The sequence below is a fragment of the Streptomyces sp. NPDC088812 genome (assembly GCF_044750285.1).
Lineage (GTDB): Bacteria > Actinomycetota > Actinomycetes > Streptomycetales > Streptomycetaceae > Streptomyces.
In genome coordinates this window covers 302,870-326,093 of sequence record NZ_JBIVJP010000002.1, presented here as the reverse complement: position 1 = coordinate 326,093, position 23,224 = coordinate 302,870, and the positions used below count along the sequence as shown (strand labels likewise).

Genomic DNA, 23,224 nt, shown 5'->3' with positions numbered 1-23,224 from the left:
GGCTAGCCCGCCAGCGCCTTCAGACGCCGCACCGCGTCCTCCAGCACATGCGTCTGCTTGCAGAAGGCGAACCGTACGAACGGCGCGCCCGCCTCGCGGTGGTCGTAGAACACGGCGTTCGGGACGGCCACCACGCCCGCCCGCTCCGGCAGCGCCCGGCAGAACGCGACGCCGTCGCTCTCGCCGAGGGGCCGGATGTCGGCCGTGACGAAGTACGTGCCGGCCGGCCGGAACACCGCGAAGCCCGCGTCCGCCAGCCCGGCCGACAGCAGGTCCCGCTTGGCCAGCAGGTCCGCGCGGAAGGAATCGAAGTAGCTGTCGGGCAGGGCGAGCGCCTCGGCGACCGCGTACTGGAACGGGCCGGACGCCACGTACGTCAGGAACTGCTTGGCCGACCGCACCGCCGTCACCAGCGCGGGCGCGCCCGTCACCCAGCCGACCTTCCAGCCGGTGAACGAGAAGGTCTTGCCGGCGCTGCCGATGGTGACCGTCCGCTCCCGCATCCCCGGCAGGGACGCCAGCGGCACGTGCTCCGCCCCGTCGAAGACCAGGTGCTCGTACACCTCGTCGGTGACGACCAGCAGGTCCCGCTCCACCGCCAGGTCCGCGATCGCGGTCAGCTCCGCACGGCTGAGGACCGTGCCGGTCGGGTTGTGCGGGGTGTTGATCAGCAGCAGCCGGGTGCGGTCGGTGACCGCGTCGCGCAGCTCGTCCAGGTCGAGCCGGAACCGGGCCCCCTCGGGGTCCGGCCGCAGCGTCACCGGCACGCGCGTCCCGCCCGCCATCGCGATGCAGGCCGCGTAGGAGTCGTAGTACGGCTCCAGGGCGACCACCTCGTCCCCCGGCTCCAGCAGCGCCAGCAGGGCCGCCGCGATGGCCTCCGTGGCGCCCGCGGTGACCAGCACCTCCGTGTCCGGGTCGAAGGACAGGCCGTAGCGGCGGCGCTGGTGCTCCGCGACCGCGGTCCGCAGCTCGGGGACGCCCGGCCCCGGCGGGTACTGGTTGCCGCGCCCGTCCCGCAGCGCCCGTACGGCGGCCTCCCGGATCTCCTCCGGGCCGTCCGTGTCGGGGAAGCCCTGCCCCAGGTTGATGGCTCCGGTCCGCACCGCCAGGGCGGACATCTCGGCGAAGATCGTCGTCCCGAAAGCGGCGAGGCGGCGGTTGAGGAAGGGGCGTGCGGTGGAGGTCATAAGGGTCATCCTGCGTCGAAGCTCTGGACTTCCTCAAGTGTGCTTTGGCCGGTGAGGGGGGCGGGCATCCCCCGTTCACGCACCGCTCGACCGGTGCGCGAGGCGCCCACGGGGGGTCGCTTCGGGGGACACGGAAGGAGGGTGACGCCATGATCATCGGCATCATCCTGGCGATGCTCGGACTCGTTGTCGTGGTGGGGGGTGTGGTCGGGTTCGTCCGCGCCGCGCGCCCCCGCCGCACCGCGCGGTCCGCGCGGACGGGCCGCGCCGGCCGCTCGCGCGGCTCCGCCGGCTCGCGCGGGTCCGGCGGCCACCACAGCAGCGCGGACAGTTCGAGCAGCTGGTGGGTGCTCGGCGGCGACATCGGCGCGTCCTCGTCCTCGGGGAGCGACTCCGGTGACTCCGACGGGCGTTCGGGCGGGCACTCCGGCCACTCCGGTGGCCACGGCGGCGGGCACTCCTGCGGCGGCGGATCGTCCTGCGGAGGCGGCTCGTCCTGCGGGGGCGGGGGCGGGGGCGGCGGATGCGGTGGCGGAGGCGGCTGACACGGGGCAGCCGAACTCCCTGCGGGGGAGCCGTGTCCGGCCCGCGGGGCGCCCCTGAGCAGGGCGCCCCTCGGTCGTATCCGGTCCGGCGGCGGGGCGCGTGGAGGTGCGCGTGAGCCGCACGGCGCACGCCGTGGTGGAACAGTTGAGCTGAGGAGCCCTCTGAGGGATGGAAACGTTACGAAGTTGGGTAAAAACGCTGTGGCGGCGCCACCGTTCATGATTCCCTCTAAGTCACCGACGCAGCCCCTCGGACCCCTCGGACGTCCCGCGCGGACGCCCTCCCCAGACCGGGCCGGCCGGGGCCGATCCCCCGGTGTCGGCCGGGGCGCGCGGGACCCTTCCTCTTCTTTGCGTTCTAGCGGAGCCGAGTCATGCTCACGACCCTGAACACCTCCTACACCGACACGTGCGCGGCCGACCTCGCCTGGGCCCTGGGCCGTGAACCGCTGCCCGCCCTGGCCACCCTCGACCTCGAACTGTCCGGAGCCAAGCTCCAGTTGCGGCTGCTCGGCGCGTCGCACCAGGTGCTGCTGGAGGAGGAACGGGGGTCGTGCTCCGAGACGGTCGCGTGCATCCCCGGCAGCAGCACCCCGCTCCCGCTCGGCGTGGCCAAGCGGCTGGGCGAGTGGGAGTACGAGTTCGCCGCCCGTGTCGAGGTCCTCACGCCCGACCAGTTCGCGGGCCGCGCCCAGGAGTTGCTGGCGCTCGTCGCCGAGCACCCGCACGGTCTCGCCGGTGTCTTCCCCGGCAGCCCCCACGCCTTCACCGCCCTCCTCGCCCAGCGCCACGAGGGGCATGTGCACTGGCGTACGTGGCACGCGTACCCGCAGGACGGGCAGTTGGTGGCGACCAGGACGCGAGTGGGCGTCCGCCGGGCGCCGGCCGGCCGGCCCGGGACGTCCGCGGGGTCCCTCGCCCGGGGAGTGTGAGGCCGGGCCGTCCGGGCGGACGCGACGGGGCCGGGAACCACGGCCCGGAGCGGCGACCGTCGTGGCGGCCGCCGCGCGGCCCTAAACCCGCGGCGGGCCGGGCATCCCGGGTTCCACACGTGTGGGTGACGTTGCATACCGCACCCGTGACGTAACGTCGCAGTCGTGATCGAGCCGCACGCCCCCGCCCCGCCCGGAGCCCCACCCCCGTGGCGCGGCCCCGCGCGGCTCCCCGTCCGGCCCGACACCGGACGGTTCCTGGTCCTCGCGTGCGTCTTCGTCTGCGCGGCCTGCGGTCTGGTGTACGAACTCGAACTGGTCGCCCTCGCCTCGTACTTGATGGGCGACTCGGTCACCCAGGCCTCCGTCGTGCTGTCCGTGATGGTCTTCGCGATGGGCATCGGCTCCCTCGCCGCCAAGCGGCTGCGCCCCCTCGCCGCGGCCGGGTTCGCCGCCGTCGAGGTGACCCTCGCCCTGGTCGGCGGATGCAGCGCGCCCGCGCTGTACGCGGTGTTCGCCTGGACGGGCGACTGGGGCGGCCTGTGGGCGAACGGCCCCCGCATCCTGCTGGTCGCCTTCTCCCTCGCCATCGGCCTGCTGATCGGCGCCGAGGTCCCGCTGCTGATGGAGCTGATCCAGCGCATCCGCCGCCAGGACGCGGGCGGCGCCGTCGCCGACCTGTTCGCCGCGGACTACGTCGGCGCGCTCGTCGGAGGGCTGGCGTTCCCCTTCCTGCTGCTGCCGTTCCTCGGCCAGCTGACCAGCTCCCTGCTGACCGGAACGGTCAACGTCGTCGCCGGCGGCACCCTGGTGCTGGGCCTGTTCCGGCGCGACCTCACCGGCCGGACCCGCTGGCTGCTGCCGGCCGCCACCGTCGCCGTGCTCGGCGTCCTCGGCTCCGCCGCCGTCCTCGTCGACGACTTCGAACAGGCCGCCCGCCACGCCCTCTACGGCGACGACGTCCGCGTCGCCGTGGAGACCGACGTCCAGGAGGTCGTCCTCACCGGCGGCACCCGGGGCCGCCCTCTCGGCCTCTACCTCGACGGCCGGCTCCGCGTCGACGGCCGGGACGAGCGCCGCTACCACCGGTCCCTGGTCCACCCCGCGATGGACGGCCCGCACGCCCGCGTGCTGATCCTCGGCGGCGGCGACGGCCTGGCCGCCCGCGAGGTGCTCACCCACCCCGGCGTCCACCGCGTCGACGTCGTCGAGCTCGACCCGGGCCTGATCCGCCTGGCCCGCACCGACCCGCCCCTGTCCCGCCTCAACGACCACGCCTACGCCGACCCGCGCGTCCACGTCACCGTCGGCGACGCCTTCCGCCACCTGCGCGACACCCCGGCCGCCGGCTACGACGTGGTGATCGCCGACCTCCCCGACCCCGGCATCACGGCCAGCACCAAGCTGTACTCCCAGGAGTTCTACGGCCTGGCCCGCCGGGTACTGCGCCCCCGCGGCCGCCTCGTCGTCCACGCCGGGCCGGTCGCCTCCCGCCGCCGGGTCTTCTGGACGGTCGAGACGACCCTGCGCGCGGCGGGCCTGCACACCACCCCCTACCGGGTCGACAGTCGCGACACCGGCGTCACCACCGGCCCCGACCGCACCGAGGACACCTCCCGCACACCCCGCGACTGGGGTTTCGTCCTGGCCGGCACCGCGGCCCCGCCACCGCTGCGCCCGCACCACGACGAGCGGCCGCCGGGGCGGCCGGTACCGGGCGTGCGCCCCTCCACCCTGGTGCACCCGCGGTACTGACGACGGACGCGGACGCGGGCGCGGCGGTGGGGGCGGGAGGGGATGCGCGGCGGGCGGGCCAGTGGGGGCGGGAGGGTACGCGAGGCGGGCGCGGCGGCGGTGCGAATCATGGTTTCGGCGGGTGCTTTTCCGCACGCCGTGGGTAGGCTCCGCTTCCATGGAGCATGAGGTGTTCGTTCCGGTTCCCGTCGAGCGGTTGAGGGCGGCCCTCGCCGATCCCGCGCAGGTGGCCCGGGCGGTCCCCGGACTCCAGCAGGACGCCGGGAGCGAGCCCGTCGCGGGCCGGCTGAAGGTGCGCGTCGGCGGCCACACGATCACCTACCGGGGCACCCTGCGCGTCACCGCCCGGGAGGACGGCACCCACGCCGTGGGGGGCGACGCGAGCGAGGTGCGCGGCACGGGCACGGTCGAGTTCGCGCTCACCGTGCGGCTCGGCGTGTCCGAGGGCGGCACCACACTCGGCTTCGAGGGCACCGCCTCCGCGAGCGGCCGGATCGCCCAGCAGCCCGGCGAGGCCGTGGACGGCGCGGTCGTACGACTGCTGAACCGCTTCGCGGAGAACCTGGGAGCGGGGGCCGGGGCAGGGGCGGCGGACGCCGCGCCCGAGCCGGAGCCCGAGCCGGAGTCCGAGCCCGAGCGGCCGCTCCCCGCCGACGAACCCCCGGCCGTCCTCGACACCGGCATCCCCCGGTCGGACCCGGCCGCCGCCGACGACCGGCACGACGTCGACGGCCTCGACGGCGGGGACGACACCGACGGCGGGGACGACGTCGACGGACTCGACGAAGAGGACGAGGTGGACGAGGTGGACGAGGTGGACGGTCTGGGCGGCCTCCCACCCTCCTCCGAACCCCCCGCCGAGGCCGCGCACGCCCGCCGGACGATGATCGGGCGCAGCGCCGAGGAGGTCGACCACGCCCCGCCCCGCGGCCGGTACGCGCCCGTCCCGGCCGCACAGACCGTCACCCCGAACAGCACCCTGCGCTGGGCGGGCCCGGCCGCCGCGCTGGTGGTGGCGTCGGTGATCGTGGTCGGCAGGGCGCTGCGCCGCCGCCGCCCGTGAAGCCGACGCACACTTGATCGCCTCGATAGGGTCGTCCCGTGAGCGACGAAGACATCACGCTGACCGCGGGTGACGCGGAGGTGACCGTGCAGCCCGGCAACGGCGGACGGGTCGGAGGGCTGCGCGTCGGCGGTGCGGAACTGCTGCGGCAGGGGGAGCGTTTTGGCTGCTTCCCGATGGTGCCCTGGTGCGGGCGGGTCCGGGACGGCCGGTTCCGGGACGGCGCGACCGTCCAGCAGATGCCGCTCAACTCCCCGCCGCACGCCATCCACGGCACCGTCCGCGACGGCGCCTGGCGGGTCGCCCGCAGGTCGGCCGACGAGGCGGTCCTGACGTACGACCTGGTGGAGCCGTGGCCCTACCCCGGCCGGGTCACCCAGGTGGTCGCGCTCGCCGAGGACGCGCTGACGCTGACCATGGCGGTGGAGACGTACGGTTCGTCGTTCCCGGCGCAGATCGGCTGGCACCCCTGGTTCAACCGCACCCTCGACGGCGCGGACGGCGAGCGGGTGCGGGTCGCCTTCGACCCGGCCTGGCAGGAGGAGCGCGGCGACGACCACCTGCCGACCGGCCACCGGATCGACCCGGAGCCGGGCCCCTGGGACGACTGCTTCGGCATGCCGGACGGCGTCCACGTCACCCTCACCTGGCCGGGACGGCTCCGGCTGGAGGTGACCAGCCCGGAGAAGTGGGTCGTCGTCTACGACGAGCAGGAGGCGGCCGTGTGCGTGGAGCCGCAGACCGGCCCGCCCGACGGCCTGAACACCCACCCGCGCCTGGTCACCCCCCTGGAGCCGCTGGAGGCCACCACGACCTGGCGCTGGACCCGTCTCTGAGCCGGCCGTACGCGGCTCTAAGCTGGCCGTATGAGTGACGTACGTGGCGCGCTGCTGGAGCAGATCAAGGACAAGGCCGTGGTGCACGGCAAGGTGACCCTGTCGTCGGGCCTGGAGGCCGACTACTACGTCGACCTGCGCCGCATCACCCTCGACGGGGTGGCCGCCCCACTGGTCGGCCAGGTGCTGCTGGACCTGACCGCCGAGCTGGAGTTCGACGCCGTGGGCGGCCTGACGATGGGCGCCGACCCGGTCGCCGCGGCCATGCTGCACGCCGCCGCGGCGCGCGGCCGCCGGCTGGACGCCTTCGTGGTGCGCAAGGCGGCCAAGGCGCACGGGCTCCAGCGGCGCGTGGAGGGGCCGGACATCAAGGGCCGCCGGGTCCTGGTGGTGGAGGACACCTCCACCACCGGTGGTTCGCCGCTGGCCGCCGTGGAGGCCGTGCGCGAGGCGGGCGCCGAGGTCGTGGCCGTCGCGACCATCGTGGACCGGGCGACCGGTGCCGCCGAGAAGATCCAGGAGGGCGCGGGGGTGCCGTACCTGTTCGCCTTCTCGAAGGATGAACTGGGTCTGGACTGACGAGCGACTTCGACCTGGACTTGACCGGCGCGTGGACCGACCGCGCATGTCTGGAAAGATGGGCGCGACGATGACGTCGAACCCAAGGTCTAGGTCAGGGCCGTAAGCACGCAGTACGCCAACCCGCACACTCAAGGAGCGGACGAATGCCCATCGCAACCCCCGAGGTCTACACCGAGATGCTCGACCGGGCGAAGGCAGGCAAGTTCGCCTACCCGGCCATCAACGTCACCTCGACCCAGACCCTGCACGCGGCTCTGCGCGGCTTCGCGGAGGCGGAGAGCGACGGCATCATCCAGATCTCGACCGGCGGCGCCGAGTTCCTGGGCGGCCAGTACAGCAAGGACATGGTGACGGGCGCGGTCGCCCTCGCCGAGTTCGCGCACATCGTCGCCGAGAAGTACCCGGTCACGGTCGCCCTGCACACCGACCACTGCCCGAAGGACAAGCTCGACGGGTACGTGCGTCCGCTGCTGGAGATCTCCCGCAAGCGCGTCGAGGCCGGTCTCGGCCCGCTGTTCCAGTCCCACATGTGGGACGGCTCCGCGGAGACCCTGGCCGACAACCTGGCCATCGGGCAGGAGCTGCTGGAGAAGGCCCGCGCCGCGAAGATCATCCTCGAGGTCGAGATCACCCCGACCGGTGGCGAGGAGGACGGCGTCTCGCACGAGATCAACGACTCCCTGTACACCACGGTCGAGGACGCGATCCGCACGGCGGAGGCGCTCGGCCTCGGCGAGAAGGGCCGCTACCTGCTCGCCGCGTCCTTCGGCAACGTCCACGGCGTGTACAAGCCGGGCAACGTCGTCCTCCGCCCCGACCTGCTGAAGGAGCTGAACGAGGGCGTCGCCGCCAAGTTCGGCCAGCCGGCCGGCTCGCAGCCGTTCGACTTCGTCTTCCACGGCGGCTCCGGCTCCACGGAGGAGGAGATCGCGACCGCGCTGGAGAACGGCGTCGTCAAGATGAACATCGACACGGACACCCAGTACGCCTTCACCCGTCCGGTCGCCGACCACATCCTCAAGAACTACGACGGCGTCCTCAAGGTCGACGGCGAGGTCGGCGCCAAGAAGACCTACGACCCGCGGACCTGGGGCAAGCTGGCCGAGGCGGGCATGGCCGCCCGGGTCGTCGAGGCGACGCAGAACCTGCGCTCGGCCGGTACGAAGATCAAGTAGGTCCTCGTACGGCTGATGGCGGACGAGCCCGGTGCCCCGGCACCGGGCTCGCTGTATACCTGGGGCCATGCCCGACGTCCGGCTGGCCTCGCCCCAGGGCACGTGGGTCCTGCTCGCCACGGTCCTCGGCTCCAGCATGGCCATGCTGGACTCGACCGTCGTCAACGTCGCCCTGCCGCGCATCGGCCGTGACCTCGACGCCGACCTGGCCGCCCTCCAGTGGACGGTCACCGCGTACATGGTCACGCTGGCCGGTCTGATCCTGCCGGCCGGCTCGCTCGGCGACCGCGTCGGCCGCCGGAAGGTGTTCGTGGCCGGCGTGGTGTGGTTCGCCGCCGCCTCCCTCCTGTGCGGGCTCGCGCCCGACGCGGCCGTGCTGGTCGCGGCACGGGCGTTGCAGGGCGTCGGCGGCGCCCTCCTCACCCCCGGCTCGCTCGCCCTCATCCAGGCCTCCTTCCACCCCGACGACCGGGGGCGGGCCGTCGGCCTGTGGTCCGGCTTCGGGGGCGTCGGGGCGGCCGTGGGGCCGTTCCTGGGCGGCTGGCTGGTGGACGGGCCCGGCTGGCGGTGGGTGTTCTGGCTGAACGTCCCCCTGGCGCTGCTGTGCGTCCCGGTGGCCCTGCGCCACGTCCCCGAGTCGCGCGACCGGCGCGCCCACGGCCGCTTCGACGTGCCCGGCGCCGTCCTGGCCGCGCTGTCGCTCGGGCTGGTGACGTACGCGCTGATCGAGGCGGGCGCGGGGACGCCGGCCGTCGCCGTCGCGGCGGTGGCCGGGGTCGCCGCCGGGGCGGCCTTCGTCCGAGTCGAGCGGCGCGGCCCGGACCCGATGCTGCCGTTGGACGTCTTCGCCTCCCGCCGGTTCACGGCCGTCAACCTGGTCACCCTGTGCGTGTACGCGGCCTTCGGCGGGTTCTTCTTCCTCTCCGCGCTCCAGCTCCAGACCGTGGCCGGCTACTCCGCCGTCGGCGCCGGTACGGCACTGCTGCCGACGACCGTGCTGATGCTGCTGCTGTCCGCGCGCTCCGGTGCGCTCGCCGACCGGATCGGCCCGCGTCTCCCGCTCACCGTGGGCCCGCTGCTGTGCGCCGCGGGCATGCTGCTGATGCTCCGGGTGGGCCCCGGCGCCTCCTACGCGGTGGACGTCCTGCCCGCCGTGCTGGTCCTCGGCCTCGGCATGGTCACCCTCGTCGCCCCGCTCACGGCGACCGTCCTGGCCTCGGTGGACGACAGCCGCGCGGGTCTGGCCAGCGGCGTCAACAACGCGGCCGCCCGCGCGGCCGGCCTGATCGCCGTGGCCGCGCTGCCCCTGGTCACGGGGATGGGCCCGGAGGCGTACCGGTCCGCGGAGGCCTTCGAGGGGGCGTTCCGGCGGGCGATGGCGCTGTGCGCGGGCCTGCTCGTGGTGGGCGCCGGGGTGGCGTTCGCGACGGTGCGGCGGCCGGGGCCGGACTGCCGGCGGCCGGAGTGCAGGTGTCACGGCGGCGTGACGGCACCGCCGTTGGAGGCGGGGCGGTGAGCCGATCGGCCAGACTGGACCCATGTCCATTCACGAGAACCTCCTCGGGGGCCCGCCCCCGACGCACCTCCCCGACGACCCGGAGCCCCGTGAGCTCCTCGCCGCCGGCACGGCGCCCGCCGACGTCGCCGCCGGGCACCCCACCTCCTCCCTCGCCTGGGCCCAGCTCGCCGACGACGCGTTCGAGCGGGGCAGCGTGGTCGAGTCGTACGCGTACGCCCGTACGGGCTACCACCGCGGCCTGGACGCCCTGCGCCGCAACGGCTGGAAGGGCCACGGCCCCGTCCCCTGGGAGCACGAGCCGAACCGCGGCTTCCTGCGCGCCCTGCACGCCCTCGCCCGGGCCGCGCAGACGATCGGCGAGCAGGAGGAGTACGAGCGCTGCTCGCAGTTCCTGAAGGACTCCTCGCCGACGGCGGCCCAGACGCTGGGCTAGGGCGTGTTGCGAAAGTAGCGCCGGCCGCCCGAAGGGCGGGCCCTGCGGCGTCTGGTGCGTGTGATCGCAAGGCGGAGGGTCGCCCTCGTACTGGGCGTACGTGGGCGATCCCGACAACGCAGCGAGCGCGCGTGCCAGGCGTCGCAGGGCAGGCGGGACTTTCGCAACACGCCCTAGAGGCGGCTCCCTGCGCGGGCCCGGCCGTGATCCCCGTGATCCGGCCGGGCTTGCACCGGTCCGGGGTGACGGCTGAGGATGCCGGTGGGGACCGGGGCCCCCGTGTCGGTAACGGCAGGGGCGGACCGCTACCCGGAGTACACAACAGGAGACAGCGATGTCCCATGAGGCTCAGGAACCGTACGAGCCCGAGACCCCGCATCTCGACTTCGGGGGCACGACGCCGTACGAGGACTACGTCAGGGCGGACGTGCTCACCCACCTCCAGCACCCCCTCTCCGACGACCCCGGAGAGATGGTCTTCCTGGTCACGACCCAGGTGATGGAGCTGTGGTTCACCGTCATCGTCCACGAGTGGGAGACGGCGGCGCAGGCCCTGCGCCAGGACCGGGTGCCGGTGGCGACCGCCGCGCTGAAACGTTCCGTACGGGAGCTGGAGGCGCTGAACGCCTCCTGGCGGCCGCTCGCCCAGCTCACCCCCGCCCAGTTCAACGCCTACCGCTCCGCCCTCGGCGAGGGGTCCGGCTTCCAGTCGGCGATGTACCGGCGGATGGAGTTCCTGCTCGGCGAGAAGTCCGCGTCGATGCTCGTCCCGCACCGGGGCGCGCCCCGCGTCCACGCCGAGCTGGAGAAGGCGCTGCACGAGCCGAGCCTGTACGACGAGGTGCTGCGGCTGCTGGCCCGCCGCGGGCACGCGGTCCCGGACTCGGTCCTGCGGCGCGACGTCGCGCTCCGGTACGAGCCGTCGCCGGAGGTGGAGGCGGTGTGGACCGCGCTCTACGCGGGTGACGAGAGCGACGAGCTGGCCCGCCTCGGTGAGGCGCTGACCGATGTCGCCGAGCTGGTGTGGCGCTGGCGCAACGACCACCTCGTCGCCACCCGCCGCGCGATGGGCGCGAAGACCGGCACGGGCGGTTCGGCCGGTGTGGCCTGGCTGGAGAAGCGTGCGCGCAAGAACGTGTTCCCCGAGCTGTGGACGGCGAGGTCCCATGTCTGACCTGACCCTCAGGGCGAGCGAGCTGGACGCCGGTGACGAGCTGGCCGCCCGGCGCGCCGAGTTCCTCCTCGACCCCTCGTCCGGCCCGGAGGCGGGCGACCCGGTCGTCTACCTCGACGGCAACTCCCTGGGCGCCCTGCCGGTGTCCGTCCCCGGCCGCGTCGAGGACGTCGTACGCCGTCAGTGGGGGGAGCTGCGCATCCGTTCCTGGGAGGAGAGCGGCTGGTGGACGGCGCCGGAGCGGATCGGCGACCGGATCGCCCCGCTGGTGGGGGCGGCGGCCGGGCAGATCGTGGTCGGGGACTCGACGAGCGTCAACGTCTTCAAGGCCCTCGTGGGCGCCGTGCGTCTCGTGGACGACCGCCGCGACGAGATCCTCGTCGACGCGACGACCTTCCCGACCGACGGGTACATCGCCGGGTCGGCGGCCCGGCTGACCGGACGCACCCTGCGGCCGGTGACCCCGGCGGAGGTGCCGGCGGCGCTGTCGGACCGTACGGCCGCGGTGCTGCTGAACCACGTCGACTACCGCACCGGCCGGCTGCACGACCTGCCGGGGCTGACCGCCGCCGTGCGCGCGGCGGGCGCGATCGCCGTCTGGGACCTGTGCCACAGCGCGGGCGCCCTGCCGGTCGGCCTCGACGAGCACGGCGTGGACCTCGCGGTCGGCTGCACCTACAAGTACCTGAACGGCGGGCCGGGTTCACCGGCGTACCTCTACGTCCGGCGCGGTCTCCAGGACCGCTTCGACTCCCCGTTGCCCGGCTGGAACTCCCATGCGGAGCCCTTCGGCATGCACCCCGGGTACGAGCCCGCCCCGGGCGCCGCGCGCGGGCGGGTCGGGACGCCCGACATCCTGTCGATGCTCGCGCTGGAGGCGGCGCTCGACGTCTGGCGGGGCGTGTCGATCGAGGCCGTCCGCGCGAAGTCCCTCGCGCTGACGGACTTCTTCCTGGAGTGCGTGGCGGCCTACCTCCCCGCCGGGCGCGTGGAGTCCCTGACGCCGGTCGCCCACGAGGAACGCGGCAGCCAGGTGGCCCTGCGCTGTGATGATGCCGGGGACGTCATGAAGCGCCTGATCGACCGGGGCGTCATCGGCGACTTCCGCCACCCGGACGTCCTCCGCTTCGGCTTCACCCCGCTGTACGTGGGCTTCGCGGACGTGGAACGGGCGGCGCGGGTGCTGGGGGCGGTGGTGAGGGGGTAGCACGGGCCCGGCGGCCACCGGGCGCGGACGTACGCCCCGCCCTGCCACGGCGCCCCGGCGGACCGCCGGGGCGCCGGACCCCTCGCCCCCCGCCCGGGGACCGCTCCGAGGGGGCCGGACCCCGGTTCGCCGGGGTGCCGGTCCCGTCGTCCCGCACCCGGGGACCGCTCCGAGGGGGCCGGACCCCGGTTCGCCGGGGTGCCGGTCCCGTCGTCCCGCACCCGGGGACCGCTCCGAGGGGGCCGAACCCCTCTCCGCACAGGACGTTCCCGGCCGCCCGCGGCACGGCCGTACGGGCCCGCGCCGTGCGCCCACCAGGACGTGCCGTGCCGGGTTCGCCGGAGATGTCGACCTCCGTCGCGCCCCGCCGATCGGCGTGACGGGAGGTCATGACCCCAGATCCCTCACCGAGCGTGACATCCCCGTGTCCGCGCACGTCACCGGCCTGGTACCGTCCCCGCCAACGGCCGAATCCCCACCTGGTCCGCCACATCCGTCCCGTCCAATTACGTTACGTTGCTGAGAGGTTGGAGCATGCCGGACGACGTCGTCGCAGCCCGGGCCGCCGCCGAAGAGGAGTCGGCCTTCTCGCACCCGGCGGTCGACCCCGACACCACCGCCGCCTACGGCGACCACCCCGACCAGGTGATCGACTTCTACGCGCCGCGGGCCACGGCCGGGGCGGGTGCCTCCGGCGGCGCCGCCCCGCTGGTCGTCGTGCTGCACGGCGGCGCGTGGCGGGCGCCGTACGACCGGCGGCACATCACGCCGTTCGCCGGCTTCCTGGCACGGCGGGGGTTCGCCGTGGCCAACGTGGAGTACCGGCGGGGGGCGGCGGGCGAGGCCCCGGGGGCCAAGGCGCCGGTCGCGGGCCGCTGGCCCGACACCTTCGACGACGTCGCCGCCGCGCTGGACGCCCTCCCCGCCCTCGTGCGCCGGGCCCTGCCGCAGGCCGACCCGCGCCGCACGGTGCTCACCGGCCACTCCGCGGGCGGCCACCTCGCCCTGTGGGCCGCGGCCCGGCACGTGCTGCCCGCCGACGCGCCCTGGCGCACCGGCGGCCCCGCCCCGCTGCGAGGGGTGGTCGCGCTCGCCCCGATCGCGGACTTCGAGGTCGCCGGGAAACTGGACGTCTGCGGGGGCGCGTGCCGCCAGCTCCTGGGCGGGGACGAGCACGTCGCCGAGCGACAGCCGTACGCCGACCCCGCGCTGCTGCTGCCGACCGGCATCGCCACCACGCTGGTGCAAGGCCGCACCGACCTGGACGTCCCGCAGGCGGTCGCCGAGTCCTACGCGGAGGCGGCGGCGAAGGCGGGGGAGGTGGTGGGCGTGACGCTGCTGGAGGACGTCGGGCACTTCCCGCTGATCGACCCGGTGGCGGACGCGTGCGCGGTGGTGGCGGAGGAGATCGCTCAGCTGGCGTGGTGAGACGCCTTCTGCCCCCGGCTCCCCGGCTCCCCGGCTCCCCGCCCCCGGCCCCCCGGCCCCCCTCGACCCCCCTGGTCAGCGGCGCGGTCGGCGGGTAGCGTCCGGTCATGGCAGCAGTCGACGACCTTCGCTTCGATCCCTGGGACCCGGCGTTCGTGGCCGACCCGTACCCGGCCTATGCCGAGCTGCGGGAGCGGGGCCGGGTGATCCGGTACGAGCCCACCGGCCAGTGGCTGGTGCCGCACCACGCGGACGTCTCGGCGCTGCTGCGCGACCGGCGGCTGGGGCGGACCTACCAGCACCGGTTCACGCACGAGGACTTCGGGCGGACGGCGCCCCCGGCGGAGCACGAGCCGTTCCACACGCTCAACGACCACGGGATGCTCGATCTGGAGCCGCCGGACCACACCCGCATCCGGCGCCTGGTGTCGAAGGCGTTCACCCCGCGCACGGTCGAGCGGCTGAAACCGTACGTGGAGCGGCTGGCCGGCGAGCTGGTGGACGGGCTGGTGGCGGCCGGCGGGGGAGACCTGCTGACGGACGTCGCCGAACCGCTGCCGGTGGCGGTGATCGCCGAGATGCTGGGGATCCCGGCGTCGGAGCGGGCCCCGCTGAGGCCCTGGTCGGCGGACATCTGCGGGATGTACGAGCTGGGTCCGTCCCAGGAGACGGCCCGCCGGGCGGTGCGGGCCTCGGTCGAGTTCTCCGGGTACCTGCGGGAGCTGATCGCGGCCCGCCGCAAGGAGCCCGGCGAGGACCTGATCTCGGACCTGATCGCCGCCCACGACGAGGGCGACCGGCTCACCGAGCAGGAGATGATCTCGACGGCCGTGCTCCTGCTGAACGCAGGCCACGAGGCGACCGTGAACGCCACGGTCAACGGCTGGTGGGCGCTGTTCCGCAACCCGGACCAGCTGGCCGCCCTGCGCGCGGACCACTCCCTGGTGCCCTCCGCCGTCGAGGAGCTGATGCGCTACGACACCCCGCTCCAGCTCTTCGAACGCTGGGTCCTCGACGACATCGAGATCGACGGCACGACGATCCCCCGGGGCGCGGAGATCGCGATGCTGTTCGGCTCCGCCAACCACGACCCGTCGGTCTTCGCCGCCCCGGACCGCCTGGACCTGACCCGGGCGGAGAACCCGCACATCTCCTTCAGCGCGGGCATCCACTACTGCATCGGCGCCCCCCTGGCCCGCATCGAACTGGCCGCCTCGATGCGGGCCCTCCTGGAGAGGGCCCCGGCGCTGACCCTGGCGGCGGAGCCGTCGCGCAAGCCGAACTTCGTGATCAGGGGGCTGGAGGGGCTGAACGTGACGGTCGGCTGAGCCGCTCACGTCGGTCAGGTTCGGCTGAGCCCCTCTCGTCGTGAGGTCCGGCTGAGCCGCTTCTCGTCGTGAGGTTCGGCTGAGCCACTTCACGTCGTGAGGTTCGGCTGAGCCCCTCATGTCGTCGGGTTCGGCTGAGCCGCCTCACGTCGTCAGGTCCCGCCGCCGCAGCGCGGTGACGCCGGCCGCCACCAGCCCCGCGGCCAGCGCCGTCAGGGTCAGGACCGGCCCCCACTCCATCCGTCCGCCCGGCAGCTTCGGCAGGTGGCCGAAGGAGGAGAGGTCCAGGACCGCCCGGGGGACGTCCAGCACGGGCCCGATCCAGCCGACCAGCAGGACCGCGCCCGCCACCCCTCACGCGGCCGGGGCCAGTCGCGGGGCGAGGCCGTACAGGAGGACCGCGAGGCCGCCGACGACCCACACCGCCGGGACCTGGACCAGGCAGGCGGCCAGGAGGGGGCCCGCCCGCCCGCCGTGGCCCACGGCGAGGCCCACGCCCGCCAGCAGCATGATCAGGGCCGCGCCGCCGAACGCGGTCACCAGATGGCCGGCGGCCCAGCGCAGCCGGCCGACGGCGCCGGCGAGGACCGGCTCGGCCCGGCCGGAGGTCTCCTCGCCGTGCAGCCGCAGGACGGAGCCGACGACGTAGAGGGCCGCGACCAGGCCCAGGGTGCCGGTCATCGCGGCGAGGAAGGTGTCCGTGAGCGCCGCCCGGCCGCCCATCCGCTCGAAGATCTCGCGCGCCCGCTCGTTGTCGCCGACCAGGTCGGCCGCGCCGTCCGCCATCCCGCCGTAGACGAGCCCGGCGAGGAGGAAGCCGGCGCTCCATCCGAGGACACCGCCGCGTTGCAGCCGCCGGGCCAGGTCCCCCGCCGTGCGCAGCCGGCCGGCGGCCGGTCCCGGGCGGGCCGGCAGGAAGCTCGCGCCGACGTCCCGGCGGCCCGCGAGCGGCTCTTCGGGGACCAGCCCCCTGGGTGACCGGGGGAGGGACGGCCCGGTGGCCTGGTGATCGGGGAAGGCGCGGCCGGAGCGCTGGGTGATCCGGGAAAAGACCGCCCGGCGCTCCGGCCGTGCGCCCTCGCCCTCACCGCCCCGGCAGCACCAGCCCCAGCGCGCCCTCCCGCACCGTCCACGTCCTCCTGCGGACCGGGCCCACGACCGACGCGTCCGCCCGGTAGCGGAAGTCCACGCCCGAGACGGTCACCGTCCGCCCCCGGGCCTCCAGCGGTGACGCCTCGGCGCCCAGGGACAGCGGGCGCACCTCGACCGTCGCCGTGCCGGTGGCGCCGGAGGCCACCGAGACCTCCTCGACCGGCTGGTCCAGGTCGACCAGTGTCACGCCGTCGACCTCGACCCGCAGCCGGGCCGGGCCGGGCGGGGGAGGGGCCGAGGCGGTCCGGGCGGGCCGCGCCGGCACCAGGGTCCGTACCAGGTGCTGGCAGGTCCGCAGCCAGGGGTGCGCATGAGCCCCGCCCGGGGCGGCCGCACCGTCCGGCGCGTCCCGCGGGGCCAGCGGCACCGGCGGGATGCGCAGCGCCCCCAGCACCACCCCGTCGCTGTCGTCGACCAGCAGGTCCAGCCGCCGCTCGGCCCCGTCGAGGACCGCCCGCGCCGCCGCCACGGCCCCCGTGGGCACCCCCAGGGCGTGCGCGACGCCCAGGGAGCTGCCCACCGGCACCACCGACAGCACGCAGTCGGCGAGCTCCCGCCGGCGGTGCAGCAGGGCCACCGTCCGGCTCAGGGCGCGGTCGTCGCCGACGACCACCGGCCTGCGGGAGCCGCGGCGGTCCAGCATGCGGGCGAATTCCTCCGGCCCCTCCGGAAGGCACACTTTCGCTGCCGCACCCGCGCTGAGCACGTCTTTCGCGATTCTCACGGACTCTCCGTCCGTCGTCCGGGCGACCGGATCGATGATCACCAGCAGCTGGTCCGGCGTCGCGAAAGTCGCCACCTCGGTCCTGCCTCGCTTCCTCGGGTAGCATCTTTGTGCAAGAGCCCCTTGCGCTATTGCGCCAGGGGCTTCGTCTATTCCGGGGCATCCGGGTCCGACGGTGTGCGACCGGTGACGGTCGCACGGCGGCCAACGACGGTCGCGGTGCACGCGGTGGTAAGCGCCTTCGCGTACGCCCCTGACCCTGGACATGCCCCACCCGGAAGGGGTGTACGCGCGTGCCCGCACTTGTGCTGCTCGGTGCTCAGTGGGGTGACGAGGGCAAGGGGAAGGCCACCGACCTGCTCGGTGGCTCGGTGGACTACGTAGTGCGTTACCAGGGCGGCAACAACGCCGGCCACACGGTCGTCGTGGGCGACCAGAAGTACGCACTCCACCTCCTCCCCTCCGGGATCCTCTCCCCCGGATGTACGCCCGTCATCGGAAACGGCGTCGTCGTCGACCCGTCGGTCCTGCTCTCCGAGCTGAGCGGTCTGAACGAGCGCGGCGTCGACACGTCGAAGCTCATGATCAGCGGCAACGCGCACATCATCACGCCGTACAACGTCACTGTCGACAAGGTGACGGAACGCTTCCTCGGAAAGCGCAAGATCGGCACCACGGGCCGCGGCATCGGACCGACCTACGCCGACAAGATCAACCGCGTCGGCATCCGCGTGCAGGACCTGTACGACGAGTCGATCCTCCAGCAGAAGGTCGAGGCGGCGCTCGACGTCAAGAACCAGCTGCTCACCAAGCTCTACAACCGCCGGGCGATCGCCGTCGACCAGGTCGTGGAGGAGCTGCTCGGCTACGCCGACAAGCTGGCGCCGTACGTCGCCGACACGGTCCTGGTGCTCAACCAGGCCCTGGAGGACGACAAGGTCGTCCTCTTCGAGGGCGGGCAGGGCACCCTCCTCGACATCGACCACGGCACGTACCCGTTCGTCACCTCCTCCAACCCGACCGCCGGCGGCGCCTGCACCGGCGCGGGCGTCGGCCCGACGAAGATCAGCCGCGTCATCGGCATCCTCAAGGCGTACACGACCCGCGTCGGCGCCGGCCCGTTCCCGACCGAGCTGTTCGACGCGGACGGCGAGGCGCTGCGCCGCATCGGCGGTGAGCGCGGTGTCACCACCGGCCGTGACCGCCGCTGCGGCTGGTTCGACGCGGTGATCGCCCGCTACGCCACCCGCGTCAACGGCCTCACCGACTTCTTCCTCACCAAGCTGGACGTCCTCACCGGCTGGGAGGAGATCCCGGTCTGCGTGGCGTACGAGATCGACGGCAAGCGCGTCGAGGAACTCCCGTACTCCCAGTCCGACTTCCACCACGCGAAGCCGGTCTACGAGACCCTCCCCGGCTGGTCCGAGGACATCACCAAGGCGAAGTCGTTCTCCGACCTGCCGAAGAACGCCCAGAACTACGTCAAGGCGCTGGAGGAGATGTCCGGCGCCCCGATCTCCGCGATCGGCGTGGGCCCGGGCCGGGACGAGACGATCGAGATCAACTCGTTCCTGTAGGCCGGACGCCGTCACGACCGTCAGGCCGTCACGACCGTCAGGCCGTCACGCGGGCACGACCGTCGCGCGGGCACGACCGTCAGGCCGTCACGACGGCACGACCGTCAGGCCGTCACGCGGGCACGACCGTCACGCGGGCACGACCGTCACGCCGTCACGCCGTCACGCCGTCACGCCGTCACGCCGTCACGCGGGCACGACCGTCGCGCGGGCACGACCGTCGCGCCGGCGCACCGTCACACCGGCCGGGGCCGGTCCGGGACATCCCGGACCGGCCCCGGCCTTTTCGGCACAGGGTGAAACCGCTTGCACCCCGTTGATCGTCTCCTGTGGGCGACGGCCGGAACCGGTAGCCGTGTCGACGGGGGTGGCGGGACGATGATCGTGACTCGTTTCCAGGGGGCGCTGCTGATCGCGGTGTCCCTGGTCTCGGCGGCGGCCTGCTGGTTCGCCTTCGCCACCTGGCTGTCGACCGACCTGGACCTCTACCGGGAGTACACCTCGGCCGCGCCATGCCCCGACGGCGTGGCGCCCCGGCGCTCCGAACGCTGCCTGCGGACGGTCTCGTTCACCGTCGAGGGCACGAGAGTGAAGAAGGGCAGGAACCCCGAGTACCGGGCGGCCCTGTCCGGTACTCCCTACTGGGACGGTGTCGTGGTCTTCGGCGACCCGGGCCCGCTGCTGGAGGAACTCGCTCCGGGCGACCGGGTCACCGGCACGGTCTGGCGCGGCGCGGTCATGACGATCGGCAAGGGGAGCGTCCGGCAGAGCACCGCCGACGAGCCGCGCGACGAACCCCAGATGGCGGCCGCCCTCGGCACGGGCGCCGGTCTCCTGGCCGTCCTGGGGCTGGTGTTCGGCACGGCGCGGCTGCTGCGGCCGGACCACCACGAGCGGTTCGCCTGGCGGCCCTACGGCAAGCGGCTGCTCCTCATCACCGTGATCGTCTGTTTCGTCGTCGGGCTCCTGGGCGTGTGGTCCGGCATTCCCTGGTGGCTGGTGCCCGGCCTCGCCGTCCTGCTCGTCGCGGGGGGCGTGAAACTGGTCTACGGGTGGGACGAGCAGCAAGGAGACAACCGGCGGACGGACGTCTCCTGAGCGGCGTCGGGGCTCAGCTGAACACGATCATCGACCCCTGCGCGAGGCTTCGCGTCGCGGCGGCGTGCAGCCCGAGCCACACGTGCCGCTCGCGGGCGAACGGGCTGGGGTCGTACGGCGCGGGAACGGCCGGTTCCTCCAACTCGGTCGGGGCGGCAGGGGGTTGGGGAGCCGTCGGGGGGTTCGCCGGGTCGATGCCGATCGACGGGGCGACGTACTCCAGCTCCCGCAGCAGGGCCTGCGAGGAGCCCAGCGGGCCGCCTCCGGCGAGGAGGTCGTCGTTGGAGAGCGGATGCGGGAAGTCGACGGGGACGTACGCGCCCGCGTGGTCGTAGTGCCACACCAGGTGGGACTGCTGGGCCGTCGACTCGAACATCTCCAGGAGCTGCTCGTAGTCGCCGCCGAGTTCGTCGACCGGGGTGACCGGGAGGCCGCACACCTGCAACAGGTAGGCGCGCCGCAGGAAGTGCAGGGCGTCGTAGTCGAAGCCGGCCACGGGGGCGACGTCGCCGGACAGGCCCGGCATGTACTGGTACACCGGCACGGGCGGGAGTCCCGACTCGGCGAGCACCTTGTTGTACTGCGCGAGTTCCTCGGCGAACGGGTTGTCGGGGGTGTGGCACAACACGTCGACGAGCGGTACCAGCCACAGGTCACAGGCCAAAGAGAGCTCCTCACCCAGCGCGATCGTCACGCCATTGCCGTTGCCATTGCCGTTGTCATTGCCGTTGTCGTTGCTACTGCCGTTTGCCTCTGGCATGCCATTGCGTTGCCATGTCATTGCCCGGTCTGCGAAGGGTAGTCGGTGCGGCATGCCATGGCGCCCCTCGTGCGTCACTGCGTGCAGGTCCCCTACCCACCCACCGCCCGCTCACTTACCGGGACGGCCCACGATCGGCCGGAGAGGCGCTGTTCCCGCTTCCGCCGCCTGCCGCTCGATCAGCGCGATCGAGTGGGCGTGGTAGGCGTCGAGCATCGAGCGGGCGGTGGCGGTGTCGTGCCGGTGCAGGGCGTCGACCAGGTCGGTGTGGCCGGACCAGAGGCGGCCGCGCAGCTCGGTCAGCCGCCGCAGGTGCTGCACGAGGCACACCCAGGACTGCACCCGCAGCCGGTGCAGGAAGTCCGCCAGGTACGGGTTGCCGAACAGGGCGCTCAGCTCGCGCCAGAACCGCAGGTCGTAGCCGATGAGGACGGTGAGGTCACCGGCGGTGGCGGCCCGCTGGGCCTCCTCCCCGCGCCGGCGCACGCCCGCGACGGCGGCGGCGATCCGCGGGTCCTCCATGTTCTGGAGGCGCCGGCTGTCCTGGTCGAGGGCGAGGAACATGCTCTCGGTGATCAGGCTGCGCGCCTCGATCATGCCGCGGAAGTCCTCGACGGAGTACTCGTGGACGCGGAAGCCGCGGTGCTGGTCGGCCTCCAGCAGCCCCTGCGCCGACAGGTCGACCAGGGCCTCGCGCACCGGGGTCGCGGAGACGCCGTACTGCTCGGCGATCTCCTTCACGGTGAACGCCTGGCCCGGCTGGAGCCGTCCCCCCAGCACCTCGTCGCGAAGCGCGTCGGCGATCTGCTGCCGCAGGGTGCTGCGGGTCACGGCGCCGCTGCCGCTGGTGCCGGGCATGGTCGGGGCGTCTCCCTCGTCGCGGACGTTCGGTGGCGTGCTCGTGCACGGACCGCGCCGGCACTCGCGCTCGCACGGGTGCGGATGCGCGTACCGGCAGCCGACCGGCCGTCGTACCGGCGGCCACAGCGGCCGCCGTGCCGCCGGCCGGGCCGGCGGTCGTACTCGCACACACACTCGTACTCATCTACGAGCACGCCACCTTACGCGTTCGACGGGGCCGGGCGCTCTCCGTGTTCGGACCCCGCCCCGCGCCGGTCCCGCCGGCCGTCGTCTACTCCGTGTACGCGTCCGCCACCGACAGTGCCGCGTCCAGTGCCGCCAGGCCCTCCTTCACCTCGGACTCGCTCGCGTTGCACGGCGGCACGAAGTGGGTGCGGTTCATGTTGACGAACGGCCACGCGCCGGCCTGCTTGGCCGCAGCGCCGAAGGCCGCCATCGGCGCGTTCGCCTCACCGGTCGCGTTGTACGGCACCAGCGGTTCGCGCGTCTCCCGGTTCTTCACCAGCTCGACGGCCCAGAACATGCCGACGCCCCGCACCTCGCCGACGCTCGGGTGGCGCCGCGCCAGCTCGCGCAGTCCCGGCCCGACCACGGTGGCGCCCAGCCGCTTCGCGTTCTCGACGATCCCCTCCTCCGCCATGACGTTGATCGTCGCGACGGCGGCCGCGCAGGCCAGCGGGTGCCCGGAGTACGTCAGACCACCCGGGTAGGGCCGCTTGGCGAAGGTCTCCGCGATGGCGCCCGAGATGGCGACACCGCCGAGCGGCACGTATCCGCTGTTGACGCCCTTGGCGAAGGTCATCAGGTCGGGCACGACGTCGAACAGGTCGGCGGCGAACCACTCGCCGGTGCGGCCGAAGCCGGCCATGACCTCGTCCAGGACGAAGACGATGCCGTACCGGTCGCAGAGCTCCCGCACACCGGCCAGGTAGCCGGGCGGGGGGACCATGATCCCGGCGGTTCCGGGGATGGTCTCCAGGATGATCGCGGCGATCGTCCCCGGTCCCTCGAAGGCGATGGTCGTCTCCAGGTGCTCCAGCGCCCGCGCGCACTCCTCCTCCTCGGTCTCCGCGTAGAAGCGGGAGCGGTAGAGGAACGGCGCCCAGAAGTGCACGACCCCGGCGGAGGCGCCGTCGGAGGCCCAGCGGCGCGGGTCGCCGGTGATGTTCACGGCCTGCTGGGTGCCGCCGTGGTACGAGCGGTACGCCGAGAGCACCTTCGCCCGGCCCGTGTGCAGCCGCGCCATGCGCACGGCGTGCTCGACGGCGTCGGCGCCGCCGTTGGTGAAGAAGATCTTGTCCAGGTCGCCGGGGGTGCGTCCGGCGATCAGCCGGGCGGCCTCGGAACGGGCCTCGACGGCGAAGGCGGGCGCGAAGGTGGTCAGGTGCGCGGCCTGCTCCTGGATCGCGGCGACGACCGTCGGGTGCTGGTAGCCGATGTTCGTGAAGACGAGCCCGCTGGTGAGGTCGAGGTAGCGCCTGCCGTCGTAGTCCCAGAAGTACGACCCCTCCGCGCCGGCCACGGCGAGCGGGTCGATGAGCTCCTGGGCGGACCAGGAGTGGAAGACGTGCGCGCGGTCGGCGGCCTTCACGGCGGCGCCGGCCCGGGGGTCGGTCTGAGGGGTCATGCGGTGAGCGTAGATGTCCGCGATGCGGAAGCGATATCGGCGTCATGTCTGCGGACGGGCGCTTTCCGCGACAGGTTGTCGACGGCCCGTACCGAAGACCGACCCGCTCGGCCGCACGGTCCCGTGCCCGGGCTGCCGGGCCCCGGGCCGGGCTGTCGGGTCCCGGGCCGGGCTGTCGGGTCCCGGGCCGGGCTGTCGGGTCCCGGGCCGGGCTGTCGGGTCCCGGGCCGGGCTGTCGGGTCCCGGGCCGGGCTGTCG

At 73.9% G+C, this 23,224-nt stretch carries 20 protein-coding genes and 1 pseudogene; 15 read left to right on the top strand and 6 right to left on the bottom strand.

Translation table 11 applies throughout. From position 1 onward, the window contains the following. Nucleotides 1-2: 2 nt before the first annotated feature. A complete protein-coding gene (locus ACIP67_RS05235) occupies nucleotides 3-1,199 on the bottom strand; it encodes a pyridoxal phosphate-dependent aminotransferase (protein WP_401687600.1) in 1,197 nt (398 codons plus the stop codon). A gap of 140 nt (nucleotides 1,200-1,339) precedes the next feature. On the opposite strand from ACIP67_RS05235, the gene ACIP67_RS05230 reads away from it, so the two are divergent. From ACIP67_RS05230 to ACIP67_RS05170, 13 genes are all read left to right on the top strand, one after another. Then, complete coding sequence (locus ACIP67_RS05230) at nucleotides 1,340-1,735, top strand: hypothetical protein (protein WP_401687597.1); 396 nt, start codon at nucleotides 1,340-1,342, stop codon at nucleotides 1,733-1,735. A 374-nt stretch (nucleotides 1,736-2,109) separates the two neighbouring features. Beyond that, nucleotides 2,110-2,667 carry a DUF2617 family protein gene (locus ACIP67_RS05225; protein ID WP_401687595.1) on the top strand — a complete coding sequence of 186 codons (558 nt, stop codon included), beginning with the start codon at nucleotides 2,110-2,112 and terminating at the stop codon, nucleotides 2,665-2,667. Between the two features lie 165 nt (nucleotides 2,668-2,832). Then, nucleotides 2,833-4,422 (top strand): polyamine aminopropyltransferase, encoded by a 1,590-nt coding sequence (locus ACIP67_RS05220; RefSeq protein WP_401687592.1) that lies wholly within the window; start codon nucleotides 2,833-2,835, stop codon nucleotides 4,420-4,422. Between the two features lie 157 nt (nucleotides 4,423-4,579). Further along, nucleotides 4,580-5,485, top strand: coding sequence for an SRPBCC domain-containing protein (locus ACIP67_RS05215; RefSeq protein ID WP_401687589.1), 906 nt, complete (start codon nucleotides 4,580-4,582; stop codon nucleotides 5,483-5,485). A 38-nt stretch (nucleotides 5,486-5,523) separates the two neighbouring features. Then, on the top strand, nucleotides 5,524-6,321 hold the full coding sequence (locus ACIP67_RS05210) for an aldose 1-epimerase (protein WP_401687586.1): 798 nt from the start codon (nucleotides 5,524-5,526) through the stop codon (nucleotides 6,319-6,321). Nucleotides 6,322-6,351: 30 nt separating this feature from the next. Continuing rightward, nucleotides 6,352-6,900, top strand: coding sequence for an orotate phosphoribosyltransferase (pyrE, locus tag ACIP67_RS05205; RefSeq protein WP_401687583.1), 549 nt, complete (start codon nucleotides 6,352-6,354; stop codon nucleotides 6,898-6,900). A gap of 146 nt (nucleotides 6,901-7,046) precedes the next feature. After that, nucleotides 7,047-8,078, top strand: coding sequence for a class II fructose-bisphosphate aldolase (fbaA, locus tag ACIP67_RS05200; protein ID WP_401687580.1), 1,032 nt, complete (start codon nucleotides 7,047-7,049; stop codon nucleotides 8,076-8,078). 67 nt (nucleotides 8,079-8,145) lie between these two features. Then, nucleotides 8,146-9,594: an MFS transporter gene (locus ACIP67_RS05195; RefSeq protein ID WP_401687577.1), complete on the top strand. Its 1,449-nt coding sequence runs from the start codon at nucleotides 8,146-8,148 to the stop codon at nucleotides 9,592-9,594. Between the two features lie 22 nt (nucleotides 9,595-9,616). Further along, nucleotides 9,617-10,030, top strand: coding sequence for a DUF3151 domain-containing protein (locus ACIP67_RS05190; RefSeq protein WP_401687574.1), 414 nt, complete (start codon nucleotides 9,617-9,619; stop codon nucleotides 10,028-10,030). 334 nt (nucleotides 10,031-10,364) lie between these two features. Further along, the gene (locus tag ACIP67_RS05185; protein WP_401687571.1) at nucleotides 10,365-11,204 is read left to right on the top strand and encodes a tryptophan 2,3-dioxygenase family protein; all 840 of its coding nucleotides are present in this window, start codon (nucleotides 10,365-10,367) and stop codon (nucleotides 11,202-11,204) included. Continuing rightward, the gene (gene kynU / locus ACIP67_RS05180; protein WP_401687568.1) at nucleotides 11,197-12,411 is read left to right on the top strand and encodes a kynureninase; all 1,215 of its coding nucleotides are present in this window, start codon (nucleotides 11,197-11,199) and stop codon (nucleotides 12,409-12,411) included. The genes ACIP67_RS05185 and kynU overlap by 8 nt, the downstream gene beginning before the upstream one ends. 534 nt (nucleotides 12,412-12,945) lie before the next feature. Next, nucleotides 12,946-13,839, top strand: coding sequence for an alpha/beta hydrolase (locus ACIP67_RS05175; RefSeq protein WP_401687565.1), 894 nt, complete (start codon nucleotides 12,946-12,948; stop codon nucleotides 13,837-13,839). 107 nt (nucleotides 13,840-13,946) lie between these two features. Continuing rightward, entirely contained in the window at nucleotides 13,947-15,167 is a 1,221-nt protein-coding gene (locus ACIP67_RS05170; RefSeq protein WP_401687562.1) for a cytochrome P450, read from the top strand. A gap of 144 nt (nucleotides 15,168-15,311) precedes the next feature. Here ACIP67_RS05170 and ACIP67_RS05165 read toward each other — a convergent pair. Together ACIP67_RS05165 and ACIP67_RS05160 are read right to left on the bottom strand one after the other, a co-directional pair. Continuing rightward, nucleotides 15,312-16,115, bottom strand: a pseudogene (locus tag ACIP67_RS05165) (ABC transporter permease); the annotation flags it as partial. Between the two features lie 136 nt (nucleotides 16,116-16,251). Then, entirely contained in the window at nucleotides 16,252-17,118 is an 867-nt protein-coding gene (locus tag ACIP67_RS05160; protein WP_401687559.1) for a diacylglycerol kinase, read from the bottom strand. Between the two features lie 218 nt (nucleotides 17,119-17,336). Between ACIP67_RS05160 and ACIP67_RS05155 the strand changes: the two genes are divergently transcribed. After that, nucleotides 17,337-18,620, top strand: a complete 1,284-nt coding sequence (locus tag ACIP67_RS05155) for an adenylosuccinate synthase (protein ID WP_389519310.1) — start codon at nucleotides 17,337-17,339, stop codon at nucleotides 18,618-18,620. A gap of 378 nt (nucleotides 18,621-18,998) precedes the next feature. Further along, a complete protein-coding gene (locus tag ACIP67_RS05150) occupies nucleotides 18,999-19,718 on the top strand; it encodes a hypothetical protein (RefSeq protein WP_401687556.1) in 720 nt (239 codons plus the stop codon). 13 nt (nucleotides 19,719-19,731) lie between these two features. Here ACIP67_RS05150 and ACIP67_RS05145 read toward each other — a convergent pair whose 3' ends face one another. The 3 genes from ACIP67_RS05145 to ACIP67_RS05135 all read right to left on the bottom strand — a co-directional run bounded on the left by ACIP67_RS05145 (nucleotide 19,732) and on the right by ACIP67_RS05135 (nucleotide 22,966). Continuing rightward, complete coding sequence (locus tag ACIP67_RS05145) at nucleotides 19,732-20,382, bottom strand: hypothetical protein (RefSeq protein WP_401688121.1); 651 nt, start codon at nucleotides 20,380-20,382, stop codon at nucleotides 19,732-19,734. A gap of 207 nt (nucleotides 20,383-20,589) precedes the next feature. After that, complete coding sequence (locus ACIP67_RS05140; RefSeq protein ID WP_401687553.1) at nucleotides 20,590-21,336, bottom strand: GntR family transcriptional regulator; 747 nt, start codon at nucleotides 21,334-21,336, stop codon at nucleotides 20,590-20,592. Nucleotides 21,337-21,610: 274 nt separating this feature from the next. After that, nucleotides 21,611-22,966, bottom strand: a complete 1,356-nt coding sequence (locus ACIP67_RS05135; RefSeq protein WP_401687550.1) for an aspartate aminotransferase family protein — start codon at nucleotides 22,964-22,966, stop codon at nucleotides 21,611-21,613. Between the last annotated feature and the right edge of the window lie 258 nt (nucleotides 22,967-23,224).

Bases quoted from the DNA above. Each gene is read 5' to 3' on its own strand.
- ACIP67_RS05235 (WP_401687600.1), bottom strand. From the start codon at position 1,199: ATGACCCTTATGACCTCCACCGCACGCCCCTTCCTCAACCGCCGCCTC.
- fbaA (WP_401687580.1), top strand. From the start codon at position 7,047: ATGCCCATCGCAACCCCCGAGGTCTACACCGAGATGCTCGACCGGGCG.
- pyrE (WP_401687583.1), top strand. From the start codon at position 6,352: ATGAGTGACGTACGTGGCGCGCTGCTGGAGCAGATCAAGGACAAGGCC.
- ACIP67_RS05185 (WP_401687571.1), top strand. From the start codon at position 10,365: ATGTCCCATGAGGCTCAGGAACCGTACGAGCCCGAGACCCCGCATCTC.
- ACIP67_RS05215 (WP_401687589.1), top strand. From the start codon at position 4,580: ATGGAGCATGAGGTGTTCGTTCCGGTTCCCGTCGAGCGGTTGAGGGCG.
- ACIP67_RS05150 (WP_401687556.1), top strand. From the start codon at position 18,999: ATGATCGTGACTCGTTTCCAGGGGGCGCTGCTGATCGCGGTGTCCCTG.
- ACIP67_RS05230 (WP_401687597.1), top strand. From the start codon at position 1,340: ATGATCATCGGCATCATCCTGGCGATGCTCGGACTCGTTGTCGTGGTG.
- ACIP67_RS05135 (WP_401687550.1), bottom strand. From the start codon at position 22,966: ATGACCCCTCAGACCGACCCCCGGGCCGGCGCCGCCGTGAAGGCCGCC.
- ACIP67_RS05170 (WP_401687562.1), top strand. From the start codon at position 13,947: ATGGCAGCAGTCGACGACCTTCGCTTCGATCCCTGGGACCCGGCGTTC.
- ACIP67_RS05195 (WP_401687577.1), top strand. From the start codon at position 8,146: ATGCCCGACGTCCGGCTGGCCTCGCCCCAGGGCACGTGGGTCCTGCTC.
- ACIP67_RS05190 (WP_401687574.1), top strand. From the start codon at position 9,617: ATGTCCATTCACGAGAACCTCCTCGGGGGCCCGCCCCCGACGCACCTC.
- ACIP67_RS05225 (WP_401687595.1), top strand. From the start codon at position 2,110: ATGCTCACGACCCTGAACACCTCCTACACCGACACGTGCGCGGCCGAC.
- ACIP67_RS05140 (WP_401687553.1), bottom strand. From the start codon at position 21,336: ATGCCCGGCACCAGCGGCAGCGGCGCCGTGACCCGCAGCACCCTGCGG.
- ACIP67_RS05175 (WP_401687565.1), top strand. From the start codon at position 12,946: ATGCCGGACGACGTCGTCGCAGCCCGGGCCGCCGCCGAAGAGGAGTCG.
- kynU (WP_401687568.1), top strand. From the start codon at position 11,197: ATGTCTGACCTGACCCTCAGGGCGAGCGAGCTGGACGCCGGTGACGAG.